Genomic DNA, 18751 nt, shown 5'->3' on the forward strand with positions numbered 1-18751 from the left:
TATTTTAGAACTCTCGGTTACAGCCCTTAGTGGCTGTAACTTTTTTTATGTCTGTCAGGTACTATAACCAACCCCGTTCTTTCCACGATGTAATCGTCTTTCCGGGAACACCGCATTCTTTCAGCACGTCTTCAAAGTCTTCCATTTCCACTCCCCAGTCAACTGCATACGCTGCAAATTCCTCTCCTACAGGAAGCCTCCCGAATAGCTTTTCTGATGTAAGTATATGCGCTACTTTACGCAATAGCAGGCTGCCCATTTCCCATTTCTCTTCTTTGCTGATGATCTTCATCAGTTGGATAAAAGGACGTTCAAACTTCTCACGTCTGATATCGAGATAGGCATGATCCAGCTCGGTTGCCAGGAAGATCAGATCAAAGATATCTTCGTCAGGATGTTGTTTAGAGATCTTCTTTGTGAATGCGACTGAACGGGGGGATAATGAAGGGATGTAAACATCTGCATAGTGGTAACTCAACTCAAGTAATGATACAGGCGTTTCTACCTCCTGTTCTTCCAGTGCATCAGCAACAGCGACGGCCATATTCTCTGCAACAGTGGCCATCAGGGTTTGTATATTCAGTTTTTCGTCAGGTCTTGCATAAGCCAGCTCGCTTTCACCTGATTCATGAACCGTCCTGATCTCGTCCAGGATGCCATCATTCGTGTATGTATAGACGTTCTCGTATTTGAATTCACCTTCACCGGGTGCTATACCGAGACAATAGGCTTTTTCAATACGGCCTTCGGTAAACTCATATTTTTCTATGTTACAGAAGAGTGAATGTTCGTAGCTCATGATGCTTTCAATCATCTCATCTGTGCTCATCTCAATGTAGTCTTCTCCCACTCCTCTCCCATTGACTGTTAGCGACTGATAGGCCACTTTCCGTCCGTTCGTATCAAACTGGACCCTTTTGATGCCTGAGGGGATTTTTGTAACCGTATTATATTCCACATATTCGACCCATTCTTTATCATAGGAGTAATATCCTTCCCAGAACACGTTGTTAATGGCATGACCATAAGAAGTGAAACAAGGTAATCCGTCGGCGGCAAAACCATAAAAGTGATAGTCGCCGATTTCCCTGACCGCGGCTACAGGAAACAGTTTTTCTTCGGGTTGCATAAAAGCGGGTGTGCCATAGTCTTCGAGGTCATAGCGGAAGCCTGGGATGTATTTTTCGGAGGTGACGTTGGTTTTATATTCCTGTAAGCGATCAAACTCGTGAAATGCCTGTTTCCATCGGGATAGTAGGTTCTGCTTCAGTATTTCCAGGTACATTCTTCTACATTTTGATTAAAAATAATATTTTAAACTAAAAGATGCTACTTGATTTGTTCAATTGGTTTACAGGATATTATAAAGCCCGCCAAAAAGCGAAGGCGCTTCCGGCGGGCTTTACAGGAGTAATTATGAGTCCTATCTATTCAATCTTAATTGGTTGTGTGTAGATCCGCTCTGCCACACCTGCTGTTTTAACGCCTATACGGACGTAAAAAAATGATTGTCCTGTCAAGGCAGCAGGAATGGTCACATTGATCGTAACAGGACCTGTAATGTCTCCTATTGCATCAGCACTGAGGGTTGTGGAGCCGAGGTTATTCACGGCATCTACGATATTCGTTTTTGCCAGGTAGAGCGATGCAGATTCCAGGGGCTGGGAGGCATTCACTCTTTCTATAGAAAACGTAGCTGTCACTCCAGTTCCTGCTTTAGCTGCAGTAGCGTTCTTTATGATGAAATAGGGTTGTACAGGAACCTCTACTACCGTGTTGCCGTTCACAGTGATATCGATAGAGTCGGTGTTGTTGATCCAGGGACCATTTCCCGGCAGCCGTACCAATTTATAATTGCCGTCGAACAATGAGGCGGAGAAACTTCCATCCTGCCCTACGTGCACCGGAATTTTAGTGAACAACTGAAAGCCACGTTGCCAGAGCTCCAGTTGTACACCGTTGGAGCGGACGCCCACTGCTTCTTTGTTATAGACCACCGTACCGGAAAGTGTAGACGATGGTTTTTCGAAGTTATCCTTTTTACATCCGGTCACGAGCATGCATAATAACATGGCGATGAAAGCGGATGATAGTATCTTATTCATATCGTGTGTATTAACGGGTTAATGAAAAGGATTTCTGATGATCTTCGGGTTGTTGTTCAACACTGCCTGGTTAATAGCCGTGTAGTAATTACCCAGCTGGAAAAAACGTGGTGCTCTGAAGCGCGGCGCGATCATCTTTACAAAAACATATTTGCCATCGCGATTAACATCTCCGGGGCGTATTACACGATAAGGATACAATGCGTAGATCATTGCATCGGGGCTTGATGCATTTCCATTCCAGACCTTATCGGCGATTCGCCAGCGTTTCAGGTCCCATAAGCGATGATCTTCAAACGCCAGTTCTACCCTGCGTTCATTCCTGATCCGGTCTATGGTTAATGTGGTAAGGCTATTAGCACCGAAGCCGGCTCTTTCACGCAGTGCGTTGATATAAAGCAGCGCATCACCTGTCTGTCCGAGCTCGAAAGCTGCTTCTCCTGCATTCAGGTATATTTCTCCCAAACGGAACCATACCCACCAGATATCACTTTGTATACCGCGGGTACTTGTTTTATCGTTCGGGTCGATGAATTTTCTTATATAAAATCCGGTGTTCGATACTTCCATTATGGACCGGTGGGGACCTGAAGAAGCAGTCAGTAATCTACCGTCGCTATACGTCGTACCGAGATCGCTGCCTTCTATCACATCGTATGCATTGCGCCCGCCGTTCCATACCATGACGCCTGCCTGTATTGACACTGTCAGCCCTTTGAAGGAAGCGCCGGGATAGATGATCGTGCCATACAAACGTGCGTCTTTATTAGCGAAGATAGCAGCAGGATTATCGTAGTAGATATAATCGGTGTTGTCGGGCGTACGTGTTTTCAGGGCGCCGTTTGATCCGTCGAGGTATTCAAAACTTTCCACCAGGTTTAGCGAAGGGACAACGGAAGAGGAACCGAGGTTATCTTCCCTGATGCCACGCGCGATATTATCGTAAGAGAACCAGTGCCTGCGTGTAGGGTACAGGAAGTCTTTTACGAAGATCACTTCACGGTTTGTCGCTTTTTTGGTAACTGCTTCGTAGAAGTTCTCACCCGGGTCAGGATTGTTCCTGTACAAGGCGTATGGACCACTGTTGATGATCTCTTTCGAAGCATCGAGTGCTTTCTGGTAATAAGCATTCGCCATATCAGCAGGTATACCTACTTCACCTCCGGGTGTTGTAATAGGCACCGGCATCAGATTGTTATATTTTGCAATGGAGCCTGCATATAACATTGCACGGCTTTTCAGTGCCAATGCGGTATACTTATTTGCCCGGCTATTGCTACCCGCATTACCCAGCTGGTCTTTGATGGCATCTACTTCCGACCCGATGAAGTCATAGATCTCCGATTCCTTTGCACGTGGTTGTTGCAGATCGGCCACGTTACCTGAATAGTCATAGATGAGTTGTTTCGTTACCAATGGTACCCCTCCCATTCTCTTCACCAGGTTGAAGTAGTTGAGGGCACGCAGGAAACGCAGCTCGGCGGAATACTGTTTCTTTGCTTCGTCCGGCAGGCTGATGCCGTACTTCTCAATATTCTCCAGGGCCAGATTTATATCGCGGATGTAGGTATAGTTCCACAGATACCAGCTACCGAAACCATAGGAAGTAATATTGTTACGTCCATCTTCATTAGATTGTCCGCTCCACATGGCTTCATCATAATTGGCCATATTTCGCCACTGGAATAATCTGCCATCAGCGCCGTCGTTGTTCACATCGGTCAGTCCTGATTCGGCAGGGATCCTGTCGTAGAAATTGGCAAGTAAAGCGGTGATCTGTTTAGGGTCATTCCATACCTGTTCGTCAGATAAGATAGTACGTGGTTCCCTGTCCAGCCAGTCTTTCATACAGCCTGTCAGTAACAGGAAGCTGCCGGTGATGAGGGAAAGTATATATAGTCGTTTCATAAAATAACATTAAGGAGCGTTAGAAGGATACGTTAAAACCAAAGTTGTACAGGCGTTGCTGCGGGTATACCAATCCGTTGGTGGAACTGATCTCGGGGTCTATTTCGTATTCTTTCACATTGTCCAGCGAGAAGAGGTTCGTCCCATTTACATACACACGCAGTCCGGCGAGACCGGCACGTTTAACGAGATCGCGGGAGAAGTTGTAGCCTAATTCCAAGTTCTTCAACCGGATATAGCGTACGTTCGTGATCCAGAAATCGTTTACAGCGTAGTTCACGTGTGTGGTGTTATCTTTTCTGATAGCAGGGTACTTGCCGCTGATCCAACGGCTGGAAGGATTGTAAGGGTCCTCTCTATGCCAGCGGTCGGTCAGCATGTATGCGGGCGACGAACCATTGTTCTGAAATGGATAACGCAGTTCCCAGTCGCGCAGGAAGGATTGCATGGTAGCACCTGCAAAGTCGAAACGCAGCGTGATACCTTTCCAGGCGACACTGCCATTGATGCCGAAGCTCACGTAAGGTTGTGCGCCTTGTGCGTAACCGATAGGGCGCTGGTCAAGGCCGTTGATGATCTTATCTCCGTTAACGTCTTCATATTGAAAGTCGCCAGGCAGTTCTGTACGGTTACCCTGCCCATCATTATCGACGCCGTAGGTTTTGATCTGTTCTTCAGATTCAAAGCGGCCAATTACATGATAACCCCAGGTTACGTTTGACCAGCGGTCTTCGATCGAGTTACGGTATTGGTCCCAGGCATTTCCGAAGCGGGGTTTGTAAGTACTAACAGACCTGAGGCGAGCATAGGTAGCATTCACTGCTAAAGAGTAATTTACTTTACCAGTTTGCCCCGTATACGCGACCATACCTTCAATACCACGTGTAGCATCGGCATTCAGGTTAGCGTTGGGTAAAGAATATCCTACTTCGCTGGGCAGTAATACATCATAGCGTGCAGCAGGCAGTCCGGAGCGGCGGCGTTCGAACACGTCGACCTGTCCGGTGATGCGATTATTCCATACGGTGAAATCAATACCGGCATTGATGGTCTTGTTTTTCACCCAGGACAATTCTGTTACTGGCAATCCGCGGGGACGGAGACCGATGGCATAACTACCGTTCAATACAGCACCTCCCTGGTTGAAATTATATCCCGAGAGGTAATCAAACGCATTAGGGGGATTTCCGTTCGAGAAACCGATCTCACTACCGGTCTCGCCATAGGAAGCTCTTAGTTTCAGGTCGTTCAGCGCATTGCCGAAACGGCCTTTCAGCCAGGGTTCTTCTGACAGTCTCCAACCCAATGATACACCGGGGAAGATGCCCCAGCGTTTACCACGGGCGTACAGATAGGAACCATCATACCGGCCGAGTACTTCCAGCAGATATTTTGACTTATAATCGTAGTTAATCCTTCCGATATAACCTGCACGTGCTTCCAGTGACCATTCGTCAGACAGATAGTCCTGTTCTACGAGGTACTGCGTTGGTACGTAGTTGTTCGAAGGAATGGTATGTACGACATAGTAAGAGTTATCGTAGTCGGACAGCTCATACGCGGCAACGGCGGATATGTTGTGCGAACCGAATTTCCGGTTGAAGTTTAGCTGGAATTGTGCATAGCGGGAGATCACATTTCTTTTGTGCCGTTCCCTCCACGGGTTCTGATTACCGAAACCGGGTTCGGTGTAGTAGTTATCGTTTACGGGATCATAGCGGTATGCGTTCCAGGTGTATTCGAAACCGTCAAATTCTTCGTTGAGGAAGTTATAGGAGTATACACCTTTCATACTGAGGCCAAAGCCAAAGTCGTACTGTGCGTTGAGGTTGACGTTCATACCTCTCCACCATTCGTCAACATAGCCTGTGACGTCGTCTCTGTAGGTGACAGGATTTACGTTAACGTTGTGCGTCTGATGAATGTAGTTTGGATTATCGTTCGCGTATGGGCTTTCTGTGGGCCACATACTGAAGATACTGAGGAACGGGTTGAAGTAATCGTCCAGACCCGGTACACCTACCTGATGTCTTTTTTCCAGTCTGCCGCTGATCTGTGTTCCTACCTTTAATCCTTTTGCCAGGCTGGTTTCCAGGTTTGCCTGCAAGTTGGTACGTTCGAAGCTGAAGTCTTTGACCACGGCGTCCTGTTTCAGGCGGCTGACAGACATGTAATAGCTGGAGCGTTGCGAACCACCAGAAGCGTTGGCGCTAATGTAGTACTGCGGTACATTTGGGCGGAGTACTTCTTTATAGTAGTCGTAACTTTTGTATCCTTTTTCTGTGCCGGCTTCCCATTTAGATAGTTCTGTGGGGCTATAGAGCAGAGATGGGTCGCGTCCCAGGTTTTGTTCTGATTCGAGTAAAGCGCGGACGTATTGTCCGGCATTAGCGGGATAAGGATAGCGGGTGAAGTTCTGGAAACCGTAATACCCGGAAAGGTTGATACTGGGTTGTTCATTCTTACGGCCTTTCTTGGTGGTAACAAGTACTACGCCGTTACTGGCTCTTAGTCCGTAGATAGAGGCGGAGGCATCTTTCAGGATGGTGATATTTTCGATATCGTCCAGTCCGAGGTTATTGAAGATGTCTTGTCCGGAGCCGGTAGTGAAACCGAAGGCGGTCGGAGTGGTACTACCGGTATAGGGCACACCATCGATGACGAAAAGCGGGTTACCGAGGTTACGGATCTGGATATTGGTACCGTTACCTGGCCGGGAGTCGGTAGCGCGGGCCGTAATACCGGGCATTTTTCCCACCAAAGCAGCCGATGTGGTAGTTGATGGCGTTCGCACCAGATCATCCGATTTAAGGGTGCTTACGGCCCCTGTAACGGACGCCTTTCTCTGGACACCATATCCTACTACGACGATGTCGGTAAGGTTGCTGGCTTGTGATGTGACTGTCACCTGTAACCTGGTTTGAGTTCCAAGTAGTACTTCTTTGGTCTGGAAGCCTACGATGCTGACAAAAATTGTTGTGCCGGGCGTGGCTTGAATGGTAAATGAGCCGTCATTCTTTGTTACAACTCCTTTGTTACTGTTCCTTACTGCTACTGTTGCTCCCGGAATGGGGATGCCTGTTGAATCTGTTACGGTACCTGAATAAGTCGTTGGGTTAGCTTGCTGCGAGAAACCCTGGGCATAGGTTAATAGCAGCATCGCTAAAAATGCGTAGAGCGTTTTCATAACGATGGGTTTTAGGTTGTGTTCTGGGTTTTATAAATACACTAGAGGTCCGGACCGGTCAGTACTCCCGGCGTTTTTCATGCTAACGGTGAAATTCATAGTGAATATAATATAATTGTCATTATTACAGTTATTTATTTTTATTTCAGGCTGCGATGTTTCGGGATTGGAATTCTATGGGGAATATTCTCTTTCAGTTATGTTGAAGGGCGGAGATATGGGGGAATATTTTTTCACTTGTGCTTTTCAGGAAGCACAAAATTGGCAGTGTTTCTTTGGTTGGATTTCTATCAGGCTTTTTCAAGCGGATGGGCTTTGGAAGCTTTTATTGAGCGGCATCAATCGTGTGTCAAAGAAACGAAGGCCCATTTTTTTGCTTCCTGAACCGCTGGCCTTAAAAATAATCCGGGGGGAGAATTGCGATGGCTTCCACTTGGTATCATTGCCGGGCTATTTTTAGCGTTCCCTTTTTTTAATTGTGATCTTCCTGTTGCATTTCCACTGCGGCAAAATCGGCATAATCGGCAAATCCGGCATAAAGTACGCTTTAAACCAGCCTTTGATACGACGTTAACACGACGCATCCATGAGAGTAGGTATATTCGCGACGGATGCTAATTCAGCATCTGAGTCTTTAAAATTATGATGGCTTATGGCTAAGTTTGTTGGAGGCTTACCTCCTTTTGTTGGTACCAGAGATAATCTCACCATTTATTTTATGAAGGGTGAGTATATCGTCCGTACTAAAAGTTCGCTTACAGGGAAACGTGTGAAGCGTGATCCGGCTTTTGCAAGGACTATGGAGAATGCTGGACGGTTAAAAAAAGCGGCAGGCATTGCTTCACTTGTCTATAGGCAAATGCCGGTAGATGCAAGGGTGTATAAACAATACCGGGAGTTGGTGGGGAAAGCGATGGGATTATTGAAAGATGGCTTTGATGTTGATCATGTAGTGATCGTTTTAGAGGCGCTCTATTTGTCTGATCATCTACATCAGGAAGAGCGGAAGAACATGGAGTGTCCAGCACAAAATAAAACGTATGAACAAAGGCTGGTCCGTAAGCCGGGATGCGTCACTTTATATAAAACCTTCGTACAGGGATATTACTGTAACAGGGGAAGGAACATGGACGGTAGGCGATTTCGTTTAAAAGACATCTATAATGCCAGCTTGTCAGGGGCCTCACTTTCATAGTTTAAAATAGATATCTATAACGGAGTTGGGCTAACTTCTACATCTTTATCCGTTAAATCTTTGAAAGCCAAGATCACTTCCTTAAACTGATCTTCAGTAAAACCATGGTTGGCATATACCTGATAAATGCATTTTGGGCCTTCAAAAACATTTAATATGGCGTCTTGCGGCTTACCGCTAGACCCGGAGTAGATGATTTCGAGGGAAATATTCTCTATTGGACGCCAGATGGTTTGTTCGACAAAGAAACGGCTCCAAACCACTGTTATTCCGGTTATGTCCAATTCAATGGAACATGTCGTCAGTCTTGCTGCGTTCAGGATAACACCGACAATCGCGAAAAACAGTGAACCTTCGGATACATATCCCAAAAGAATCAGTAACAACAGGACAATGCAACTTGCAGATGCGAAAAGAAAAAATTGACCTTTCGAAATTGATGTTTTAATCTTCATAATAAACCTGGATGGACACAATACACATCAGCGGCTGCAAAAGTAATATTTATGTCCATGAAAAGATATGTTAGCTTTTATACCTGCCGGCCTTCAAATCATCGAAGGCGAGGATAAGTTCCTTAAACTGCTCTACAGTAAAACCTTCATTAGCATATACCTGGTGAAAAGATGTTGTTCCCTCAAATATAGTTAACACGGCATCCCTTTGTTTGCCTGTAGCGCCCAGGTAGTCCATTTTCAGGGAGATATTTTCTAAGGGCCGATGGAGTGTTTGTTTAGCGAAATAGCTATACCGGATAATTTCTATTTCTTCTCTGTTCAGTATGACACCGTTTGAACTTTGTTGCTCCTCATGACATACATTGAGTAAAATCCCCTCTTTTTAGCTGTAGGGAGTGTGTAAAAAAGTTGTAGCTCGATCTCTCTAATATTGAAGCGTGTCGTTTTTTGCTCGAAACATTTTGTGGTCTGCAACACCAAATGGTCATCAACAACATCCATAGACAGCACAATATCAGAAGACCAATAAGATAGCAGAACAAACGCCGCAATGGCGAGCATGACCATCCAGTAGATCACTCCCATTTGGATACCGACAAGAAATCCGATCATGCCCCGCCTCAAAATGCCCTATATCAATCAAGATAATCATATATCCGCAGGATATTCATTTTTAGATATTTACAGTTATAGCAGGCATCACCAGGGGCTGTATTTTCTATATTTTCTCCGTACTACTTGCCCATTTCAGTCTACTTTGTTTCCTTTGGTATTACCACGGATGAAAAAATTATTACCACGTTGTTGACTCTGAGAGATCCTGGGAAATACTCCTGTCTCTAAATACCTACTATAATGAGAAAACCCTTTTCTTTTCCCTCGAAAGCGCGCTATGCTGCGTCCATTATGCAGGCTGGTCCTGCACGGCTCAAACACCTCAGAAAAGTACCTGGCTGGCGCAGGTCTTCACTTCTTATGTTGTTACTGACATTCAGTACGGCCTTGTTTGCACAGAGCGACGGATTGCCCCGTGGTGCATATCAATTGCCTTACACCCGTTATGAATCAGAGAATGCTACACTAGATGGCGGTGCTGCATTACAGCAATCGCCGCAGTTCATTCAGACGGATATTGCATCAGAGGCTTCAGATCAGAAGTATGTGAGCCTCAGTAGCAATAATGCCAGCATTGAATGGACACTGGCGCAGGCAGCGCAAGGCGTTACACTTCGTTTTACCATGCCCGATGATAATACCGGCGCAGGAAGGACTGGTTCACTTGGTGTATATGTGAACGGCACCAAGGTGAGGAACATCAACCTGTCTTCCTATTGGGCTTATCAGTATTTCCCGGCGGCTGATCCTGTACAGACGCCTGGCGGTAAAACCTTCATGCGTTTTGATGAGGTGCATTTCCGGCTGGACAATCCACTGAATGCGGGCGACAAACTCAGTATCCGGAAAGACAATGGCGATGCTATTACTTATGGCGTCGACTTTGTTGAACTGGAGCCTGTGCCAGCTGCGCTTACTCAGCCGGCAAATTATCTTTCGGTAACAGATTATGGCGCCGTAGCGAATGACCAGAATGACGACTTCGCGGCCTTTAATGCCTGTATTGCTGCAGCTTCGGCGCAGGGTAAACATGTGTATATTCCGGCAGGCCGTTTCATGTTGAGTGATAAGGTGGCGCTGAATGTCAGCAACCTCAAAATACAGGGCGCAGGTATCTGGTATACAGAAGTGTACTTCTCTACCGACAAACAATTCTGGGGCGGTTTTATGGGCCGTGCCAGTAATGTAGAGATATCTCATTTCACGCTTAGTACCATCAACAATGACCGTCTGAAATACGACGAACCTAATCCGAGGTTGCCGGGTGAGATGTATAAAACCTATAAGGGTTTTATGGGTACGTATGGTACCGGATCACGTATACATGACATCTGGGTGGAGCACTTTGAGTGCGGCTTCTGGATCGCTGGTTATGATGCGCCTTATCCTATTGACATAACAAGGGACCTTGTTATTTCCAGGTGTCGTATCAGGAATAACTATGCAGATGGTGTGAACTTCTGTCAGGGTACTTCGAACTCCGTAGTTGAACAATCCAGTGTGAGAAATAATGGTGATGATGGTTTGGCGGTGTGGCCTGCGAATGTAGCTGGTAATAATGAGACCTGCCGCAATAATATTTTCAGGTATAATACGATTGAAAATAACTGGCGGGCGGGTAGCATTGCATTGTTTGGCGGTACCGGTCATGAGATCCATCATAACCTGATCAAAGACGGTGTGGGCGGTTCTGCAATCCGCTTTACCAATGACTTCCCGGGATTTACGTTTGAATATCCCGGGGATGTGATCAAGGTGTATGAAAACACGATGACAGGCTGCGGTACCAGTTATGATCTGTGGAACCAGAAGAGGGGTTCTATTGAGTTCTATGCTGGTGGTAGTGGTATATTCAACATGCAGTTTGACAATAATACTATTCTACGTTCTCAACGCGATGGTATACAGATATATGGTAATAACCTGCATCATCTGGTGTTTAATAATACTGTTATTGATGGTACAGGATTGGACCCTGTTGTACGTGACGTGCCTTCAGATGTATATGGCGGTTTTGGCTTGTATGTGCAGGCTGGCTCACAGACTGCTACGTTCAACAATCTTACTGTTACTAATGCGGAATCTGGTGCTTACTTAAATCGCAATACAGGATTTCAGCTGATCATACAGAATATTAATATTCCTGTATCGGGAGTGAGTATCAAACCGGCGAATGATACTACGCTTACGGAAGGGCAGATATTGCAGTTGTCAGCCGATATCATACCTGTAGATGCTACCAATAAGAACGTTACCTGGAGCAGTTCTAATCCGTCTGTAGCATCGGTGGATGCTACGGGTAAAGTGACTGCGTTAGGAATTGGAGTAGCCAATATTACCGTGACTACAGCCAGTGGTAATTTTACTGCTGTGAGAAAGGTATCTATTTTGCCGGGTGTCAATGTATTAGCGACGATAGCGAATGCATCTGAGAATGGTACGGCTGGCAGATTTACTGTTAGTACTTCTTCATTGTCGCAAAGTATTAATGTTAAGTATACAGTAGCAGGTACTGCCAGTGCGGGCGACTATACTGCCAGTCCGGCGTTAAGTGGTACCATTACTTTGACACCGGCTCAACCATCCGCAGTAATCAATATCACGCCGGTGAATGATGCTGCGTTTGAAGGACCGGAGACATTACGACTGACCTTGCAGAAAGATCCATCCTATAACCTGGGAGGAGATACGGTAGCGGTGATCACTATTGCGGATAATGACAATCCACCTTGTGTATCGCCGGTGATAGCACAGGTATCGGGAACAGCGCCTGTTATCGATAATACGATTGATGCGGCGTGGGCTATTGCACCGGTGAGGAACATCAGCAATGTGATATTAGGTAGTTTACCATCTGATTATGCGGGTAAGTGGAGAGCGATGTATGATAATACAAATCTTTATCTGCTGGTGGAAGTGAATGATGCTACGAGAATCTCTGACTCCGGCGCCAGCTGGTGGGAAGATGATGTGGTGGAAATATTCATCGACGGCGATAACAGCAAGGGCGCTACGTATGACGGATTGAATGATTTTCAGCTGGGCTTCCGCTGGAATGATAATGTGGTACATACGGGAGGTAATTCTGCTACAAGGACTACGGGTATTAATTTCAGGCAATATGCTACGGCAACGGGGTATAATCTGGAGGTAGCTATTCCGTGGTCGACTATTGGTACGACAGCATCTGTGGGTAAACCACTTGGACTGGATGTTCAGATAGATGACGATGATAATAATGGTACACGTGATGCACAGATCGCATCATTTGCGACTAATTCTACGGCGTTCTCCAATCCCTCTGTATTTGGCACGGTTTACCTGACAACCTGCAGTGGCACTCCGAATCAGCCACCGGTGGCAAATGCGGGCACTGACCGCACACTGGCGGCCAATACGACTACAGTGACATTACAGGGTACAGGATCTGATCCTGAAGGTAATGCCGTGACTTACAGCTGGACGAAGGTGAGCGGCCCTAATGTGACGTTTAGCAGTACTACGATTGCTGCTCCGGTGGTATCGGGGTTGACGAATGGAAGTACCTATGTGTTCCAGTTAACTGTGAGTGACGGCAGTCTGACGAGCAGTGATCAGGTGCAGGTGGTAGTGGGCACTATCACAGATCCTAATCAGCCGGGAACTATACTTGCGCGTCCGGCATCGGGTACTATTACAGTGAACGGCAGTTTGAGTGAGAGCAGCTGGAACCTGTCGCAGAGCATCAGTAAAGTAACTACAGGATCGCCTAATAATACCGCTACTTTTGGTGTGCTGTGGGATGCCAATAATCTTTACATTGGTGTGAGGGTACTAGATGGTGCGCTACATTCAGATTCACAAGATCCGTGGGATAATGATGCGGTAGAAATATTCATTGATGCGAATAATAATAAGCTGAGTGTATTTGATGGAAGAGATAATCAGTTCATCAAACAATACAACAGCAGTTCACTCTTCACTAAAGTAGCTGTTACGGGAGTGCAACATGCGTATGCTGCTATTACAGGCGGTTATACCGTGGAGATCAGCATTCCATGGTCGCAGCTGAATATTACACCGGCAGCAGGTATCTCATTTGGTTTTGACGCCGGTTATGATGATGATGATAATGGTGGTGCACGTGATGGTCAGGCGGTATGGTGGGGTACCTTGTTTAATTATGAGAATACATCAGGTTATGGAACGGTAACATTGGCGAATGCATCTGCGGGAGCAGCAACTACGGCGGTGAGACATGAGGAGACCGTTGCGGAGAGAACGCCTGAGATCCGTATCCTGCCTAATCCGGCGACAGATGGACAGGCGAAGATCATGATATCTAACCATAGCGGTACAGGTAATGTGTTTGTGTACGACCTCAATGGTAAACAGGTGTATTCAGCGAAAGCACAGGCTGAAGTACGGTTGAATCTTCCGCAGTTACCGAAAGGCGTATATGTTGTTAAGTATGTATCGGGAGATAAAGTGATCACGAAGAAATTGTTGATACAGTAAGATCGTCATTACTAAAAAAGAAGAATGCCTGTTCCGTGAGCGGAGCAGGCGTTTCTGTGTATGTATGGAAACGCTAAAGATGCCAGGGCAATTGCCATAGCATCTGAAGCCTGAGGTTAGCAAAACAGTGAAGGCCGGGTATAGGGATAATGACAGACCGCGGTTTATCCTTCAACTTTGGGAAGAGGCGCAAGAGCCAGTGATTTTGCTTTTGCGATCCTTCTGCCTCTGAAGAACAGGTAAAGGTTGAAGAACAGCATGATGCCCAGGTAGATACAGAAACCACCGATCTTGGCGCTCAGCACTTCCAGCATACTACGGTTACTGCCGATGCCATATGATATTTCCATGATCCAGAAAGCAAAGCCCAGGTTGAGCAGATAGAAGCCAGTCTCGAATAGTTTATTAGTAGCTGTAGCGATATCCGTTTTGCCATGAAAGATATCCAGCATAAACACCTTGCTGTTTTTAAACAATGTGTGTGCTACATACCATGTCAGGATGATCACTACAGGCAGATAGATGAGGTAAGCAATGAAGTTAAGAGTCGGTTCCATACAACAGTGTTTTAAGGGTGAAAAATTGATTTATTACGTTTACTGATAAGATAGATCACAAGCATGTTGCAGTAGTGCATCACGGCCAGTGTCAGTAGGATCTTACTGGTCATGAATACCACTGAAAACAACAGTCCTGTCCAGCTGATGATCTCATCCCAGGTACTGATCATCAGTGCGGCGTAGCCCAGGTTTACGAGGTAATATCCGACGAGTAAGATGCGGTTAATTGCATCGGTCAGGGAGACATCGTTTTTCAGCAGATCAAGGATAAAGATCCGTCCGTTACGATAAAAGACGAAGCCCACGCGCACTGTTATCAGGTAAGTGATCAGGAGATAAATGATGTAAGCGAGTGTGTTCATACCGGGTACATTTCTGGTGACTGGCAGAAGGTTGCTTTTGTGATACAAAGCTATGTACTTATATCCGAACTTTCAAAATATTCTGAAAGTTTCGTTTTACCAAAATACTAAGTGATTGATATTGTGATGGATAATTTTTCCATGAGGATAGTTAGCTATTTTGAATACCTTGTTGTAAATACAAGGTTATGTTATCGACCCGGCATCTGGTATTTATGGAAGTGGCCCGTGAGAAGAGTTTTTCAAGGGCAAGTGAGGTATTGTTTATTTCCCAGCCTGCTGTGAGCGGGCATATTAAGAGCCTGGAAGAGCAGTATCAGACGAAATTGTTTGAGCGGAAGGGGCTGCATATTGAACTGACTGAGGCAGGGCAGCTGCTATATAAAAGGCTGTTAACTGTAAAGATGATCCAGCAGGAGACGGAGTTCGACATCTCCGTTATGCAGGACAAATTACAGGCAAGCGGTGTGCTTAACCTGGGCGCCAGTACGACGGCTGCATTGTATATTCTTCCCCGTGTGATGTCGGCCTTCAACCAGGAGTATCCGCGGGTGGAGATATCACTGTTAAACAGGAACAGCGAGATCGTTCTGGACGCACTGCTAAATAAAGAGATCAATATTGGCGTTACGGAAGAAAAAGGCAAACTGAGCAATGTGACCTATCAGCCGTTCCTAAAAGATCAGATTGTGGCTGTATGCAGCCATAATAACCCTCTCGTGAAGAAAAAGGAATATGCGGTGAAGGATATTCTCAATATGCCCATCGCTATCCGTGAACGCGGTAGTGGTACCCTTGAAGCTATCAAGCAAGGATTAAAGAAAAGTAAGATAGGTCTGGACGATCTCAAGATCAGTGTTCGCCTGGGAGGAACGGAGGCGCTGAAGAACTTCCTGGTAGAATCCGGTTGTGTCGGTTTTCTTTCTACCAGGTCTATCGTCAAGGAACTGCAACTTGGGGAACTAGCCGTTCTCAACTTTGAAGGTCTGCGTATTGAGCGTAGTTTTTATTTTATACAACGAAAGGGGGAAACCAGTGAGTTGAATAAGCGGTTCATCAAATTAGCAAAATCTATCTATAACTAAATCTTATGGATCATAAGATTTCAATATAGCTTTGATTATAGCGTAAGGCATACATTTGTCTTTCAAATGAGTGCTTTTATGAACATCCTTTTTTATTACGAAGAATTGTATAATACGACTTCTGAAAGATTGAAAGAACTTGCCGGAATCTCTATACAACACAAAAATAACCTGCTGAAACAGATGAGGGAACATACACCTTCCTTCCTCACTACCAGTACTGCAGATATAGACGTACTAGCTAAAAAAGTTGTGGCTTCTTTGGGGGCGGTTTTATGTCCGGAAGCAGCCGCCGAATATGCCGGGGTTAGTAAACTCCTGGAACTGGATATGGCTGAAGGGGCTGAATAACACTACAGCCTCTCCAGCTGCTTTTTATAGTCATGCTGGAGATCTTCATGCTGCAATGAAATAGACTTCTCGATCTTTTTCACCTGCGTTATATAGAGTTTGGTCAACGCCACACTCTCCCCTACCTTTATGCCTGACTTCTTCACTTTTGTGCAGAAGTACAGGAGCAGTTCAACTTCCGCTTGTTTGGAGCCGGTATATTTGATGTGTTTATTTACTGCTCTTAGCACCTTCCTCAGATGCTTCTTGACAAAATAAATATGCTGCTTTGTCGTTTCTGCAAAAGCCTCGTCCATTTCTTCCTTCACGGCTTCTATATACGCCTGGAGGTCGTGCGATTCGAATAACAAATAGTTAAGCAACTCCTTGTTCTCCTTCTTGAACTTTGCCAGACGCAGGCATAATTCCACCAGCTGCGCCGGTGGAACTTCCTGTAATTCCTTTTTTAATTCACTGACACTCGCCGCTTTCATGCTATTCTGTGTAAAAGTCAATCAACGCGCCGAAGTAAGAATCGTTCCAACCTTCTACGATGTCTTCATACGCTTCGTCAGGGATGTTTGTATGCCTTAATTCCACGTCGGTGCCTTTTTTATTCGGGTGGAGAATGATCGTTACTATAGATGCGTCATCCTGCTCTCCGAAGTACCACTCCTGGACGATCTTCTTGTCTTCTTCAAATTCCAGGTTCATGCCGACAATGCTTTCACTCCACAAAGCGAATTCACTACCGGGCTCTGTGGACATTTCGGCGGGTTCGCCGGTCCAGAGCTGGATGGTGGTAGGATTGGTGAGCGCTTTATAGAGATCTTCCGGCGGCGCCGGGATGATGAAATGCTTTTTGTAATCTTTCATGAGAGTGTTTGTAGAGGGCAAAGCTAGGGAAATTATTATTTTTAATAACTTCCGGGGGAATTATAAACGCGTTTTAATATAAATAGCTATTGTGCTTTTCCACTTCAAGTCGTAAATAGTTTGTATTTCCTAAGATAGGTTTGTGTTCTGAAAACGTGTTAGTAGTGTCTATAAAAAAGAAAACTTCCAGCTATCGAAGCTGTAGTCTTCGCCTTCTAAGAAGTCAATGAATATAGTTTCCTCATCTTCCATCCAAACAGTACAACCAGCGCCGTGTAATGAATATTGAATTTTGTTATTTTTATCTAAGAAACCGGTTCTTGCTATCAAGCCATCCCGCCATTTACTTGTGGGATTTCTTACACCAAATTTTTGATAGAACAGGTCCATTGCTATATTTGTTCTATTGTTGTATAGCGATAAATATTGTTCTAACAATGATTGCTTTGTCATCTTGGTTAATTTGGAGATTTAAGCCACTATGTATGGTAATCCATTTATTACGTCCATTCCCGCTGTTTTGCAAATTCAATAAATTCAAGTGAATTATCAGGTGGAGGCTCTTCAAGCGTCATACAAGCTGATTCGGAATTAGTAAAGGCTTTTATATCATTGAAGATCTTAAGGTTCTCTCTCACATCATCTACATCGTTAAAAGTGCCTATTACAGAAACGCCTAAAACCATTTTGCCATCATCCGTATAAGTAAGAATAGCAAAAGCAATTAACGATTCCTCATCGACGTTCTTCAGGTATATAGTATAGGGAGTAGTAACATTATACTCATAGTACACGAAATAAAATCTATGTCTTCTGCCTCAATTTCATCTTCACCGTTTTCTGTCGTAATTATGTAACTTTCCCAAACCGGCGCTCTTTTAGGGAGGTATTTATCAAGGAACTGGGCTACGAATTTTGAATCTCTTGTGTTGATTAAGAAATATTGGTCTATTAGTTCTGGCATTGGGTTTACTTTACTACTTTGCAAGGATAACTTCAATCAAGCAAAGCGAATTTAATAAATAGTATATCATTGGGTTTATCCATTTATTCTCCGCTCTTGAATGTTTTTTCATAGCAAATCTAAACTGCAAGCAATACTTAAATAAATAAAGAAAAAAGCCGTCCCAAAAATGAGACGGCTTGTATTAGTACAACTTTTTTACATACGTCAAGATGTTAGCACAAGGTAATTGCTCAATTATTAATTCAATCACTTATTCCGCTCTCCATCTCTTTTAACTAAATCTAATGCAACAGCAAGTTGTATTTGGCGTTGTTTTTTAAGTCCATTCAAGTATTGAGTGATCGTCTCTACCTCAATAACAGGCTCTTGATTATTATCATGCCTCAACTCAATTTTTACAACTTTATCATCATTAACTAATATCACATACCAGTCCGAGTCCTGGTCAGGTATATGCCGAAGGATATAAGCTGTTTTCATTCCAGCACATACCTCTCTAAGTATATTCAATAAATCCTTGCATTCTTCAGCATTAAATAATGCTTCGTTAGAGCGTACTAAGCGATCTCTAAATTCTGACTCTATTTCAGTTCCTCTAAGTTCCAT

Annotated in this window: 18 protein-coding genes; 5 read left to right on the plus strand and 13 right to left on the minus strand. The window is 44.8% G+C overall.

Features of this window, described 5'->3' with window-relative positions; genetic code table 11:
- Nucleotides 1–61: 61 nt before the first annotated feature.
- The 4 genes from C7475_RS05710 to C7475_RS05725 all read right to left on the minus strand — a co-directional run bounded on the left by C7475_RS05710 (nt 62) and on the right by C7475_RS05725 (nt 7200).
- On the minus strand, nt 62–1285 hold the full coding sequence (locus C7475_RS05710) for a hypothetical protein (protein WP_110052081.1): 1224 nt from the start codon (nt 1283–1285) through the stop codon (nt 62–64).
- A gap of 142 nt (nt 1286–1427) precedes the next feature.
- Complete coding sequence (locus C7475_RS05715) at nt 1428–2105, minus strand: DUF3823 domain-containing protein (RefSeq protein ID WP_110052083.1); 678 nt, start codon at nt 2103–2105, stop codon at nt 1428–1430.
- 18 nt (nt 2106–2123) lie between these two features.
- Nucleotides 2124–4013 carry a RagB/SusD family nutrient uptake outer membrane protein gene (locus C7475_RS05720; protein ID WP_110052085.1) on the minus strand — a complete coding sequence of 630 codons (1890 nt, stop codon included), beginning with the start codon at nt 4011–4013 and terminating at the stop codon, nt 2124–2126.
- 19 nt (nt 4014–4032) lie between these two features.
- The gene (locus C7475_RS05725; protein ID WP_110052087.1) at nt 4033–7200 is read right to left on the minus strand and encodes a TonB-dependent receptor; all 3168 of its coding nucleotides are present in this window, start codon (nt 7198–7200) and stop codon (nt 4033–4035) included.
- Between the two features lie 115 nt (nt 7201–7315).
- Between C7475_RS05725 and C7475_RS05730 the strand changes: the two genes are divergently transcribed.
- Nucleotides 7316–7660: a hypothetical protein gene (locus C7475_RS05730; protein ID WP_146217480.1), complete on the plus strand. Its 345-nt coding sequence runs from the start codon at nt 7316–7318 to the stop codon at nt 7658–7660.
- A gap of 192 nt (nt 7661–7852) precedes the next feature.
- Nucleotides 7853–8395: a hypothetical protein gene (locus tag C7475_RS05735; RefSeq protein ID WP_110052092.1), complete on the plus strand. Its 543-nt coding sequence runs from the start codon at nt 7853–7855 to the stop codon at nt 8393–8395.
- A gap of 14 nt (nt 8396–8409) precedes the next feature.
- On the opposite strand, the gene C7475_RS05740 is transcribed toward C7475_RS05735, so the two are convergent.
- The gene (locus tag C7475_RS05740; protein ID WP_110052094.1) at nt 8410–8850 is read right to left on the minus strand and encodes a hypothetical protein; all 441 of its coding nucleotides are present in this window, start codon (nt 8848–8850) and stop codon (nt 8410–8412) included.
- A gap of 70 nt (nt 8851–8920) precedes the next feature.
- Nucleotides 8921–9088, minus strand: a complete 168-nt coding sequence (locus tag C7475_RS32920) for a hypothetical protein (protein WP_158286428.1) — start codon at nt 9086–9088, stop codon at nt 8921–8923.
- 620 nt (nt 9089–9708) lie between these two features.
- On the opposite strand from C7475_RS32920, the gene C7475_RS05750 reads away from it, so the two are divergent.
- Entirely contained in the window at nt 9709–13965 is a 4257-nt protein-coding gene (locus C7475_RS05750) for a sugar-binding protein (protein WP_110052099.1), read from the plus strand.
- 164 nt (nt 13966–14129) lie between these two features.
- Here the strand turns inward: C7475_RS05750 and C7475_RS05755 are convergent, their stop codons facing one another.
- On the minus strand, nt 14130–14522 hold the full coding sequence (locus C7475_RS05755) for a hypothetical protein (RefSeq protein WP_110052102.1): 393 nt from the start codon (nt 14520–14522) through the stop codon (nt 14130–14132).
- 11 nt (nt 14523–14533) lie between these two features.
- Entirely contained in the window at nt 14534–14887 is a 354-nt protein-coding gene (locus C7475_RS05760) for a hypothetical protein (protein ID WP_110052105.1), read from the minus strand.
- 188 nt (nt 14888–15075) lie between these two features.
- Between C7475_RS05760 and C7475_RS05765 the strand changes: the two genes are divergently transcribed.
- Together C7475_RS05765 and C7475_RS05770 are read left to right on the plus strand one after the other, a co-directional pair.
- Nucleotides 15076–15972, plus strand: a complete 897-nt coding sequence (locus tag C7475_RS05765; protein ID WP_110052108.1) for a LysR substrate-binding domain-containing protein — start codon at nt 15076–15078, stop codon at nt 15970–15972.
- 78 nt (nt 15973–16050) lie between these two features.
- On the plus strand, nt 16051–16323 hold the full coding sequence (locus tag C7475_RS05770) for a hypothetical protein (RefSeq protein WP_110052110.1): 273 nt from the start codon (nt 16051–16053) through the stop codon (nt 16321–16323).
- Between the two features lie 2 nt (nt 16324–16325).
- Here C7475_RS05770 and C7475_RS05775 read toward each other — a convergent pair whose 3' ends face one another.
- The 5 genes from C7475_RS05775 to C7475_RS05795 form a co-directional block, all read right to left on the minus strand.
- Nucleotides 16326–16796: a hypothetical protein gene (locus C7475_RS05775; protein WP_110052113.1), complete on the minus strand. Its 471-nt coding sequence runs from the start codon at nt 16794–16796 to the stop codon at nt 16326–16328.
- Nucleotide 16797: 1 nt separating this feature from the next.
- Nucleotides 16798–17178, minus strand: a complete 381-nt coding sequence (locus C7475_RS05780; protein WP_110052115.1) for an SRPBCC domain-containing protein — start codon at nt 17176–17178, stop codon at nt 16798–16800.
- A gap of 168 nt (nt 17179–17346) precedes the next feature.
- A complete protein-coding gene (locus tag C7475_RS05785; protein ID WP_146217481.1) occupies nt 17347–17631 on the minus strand; it encodes a hypothetical protein in 285 nt (94 codons plus the stop codon).
- Nucleotides 17632–17678: 47 nt separating this feature from the next.
- Nucleotides 17679–17972 carry a hypothetical protein gene (locus tag C7475_RS05790; RefSeq protein ID WP_110052120.1) on the minus strand — a complete coding sequence of 98 codons (294 nt, stop codon included), beginning with the start codon at nt 17970–17972 and terminating at the stop codon, nt 17679–17681.
- A 419-nt stretch (nt 17973–18391) separates the two neighbouring features.
- Nucleotides 18392–18751 (minus strand): hypothetical protein, encoded by a 360-nt coding sequence (locus C7475_RS05795; RefSeq protein WP_110052122.1) that lies wholly within the window; start codon nt 18749–18751, stop codon nt 18392–18394.

Source organism: Chitinophaga sp. S165 (assembly GCF_003182155.1).
Lineage (GTDB): Bacteria > Bacteroidota > Bacteroidia > Chitinophagales > Chitinophagaceae > Chitinophaga.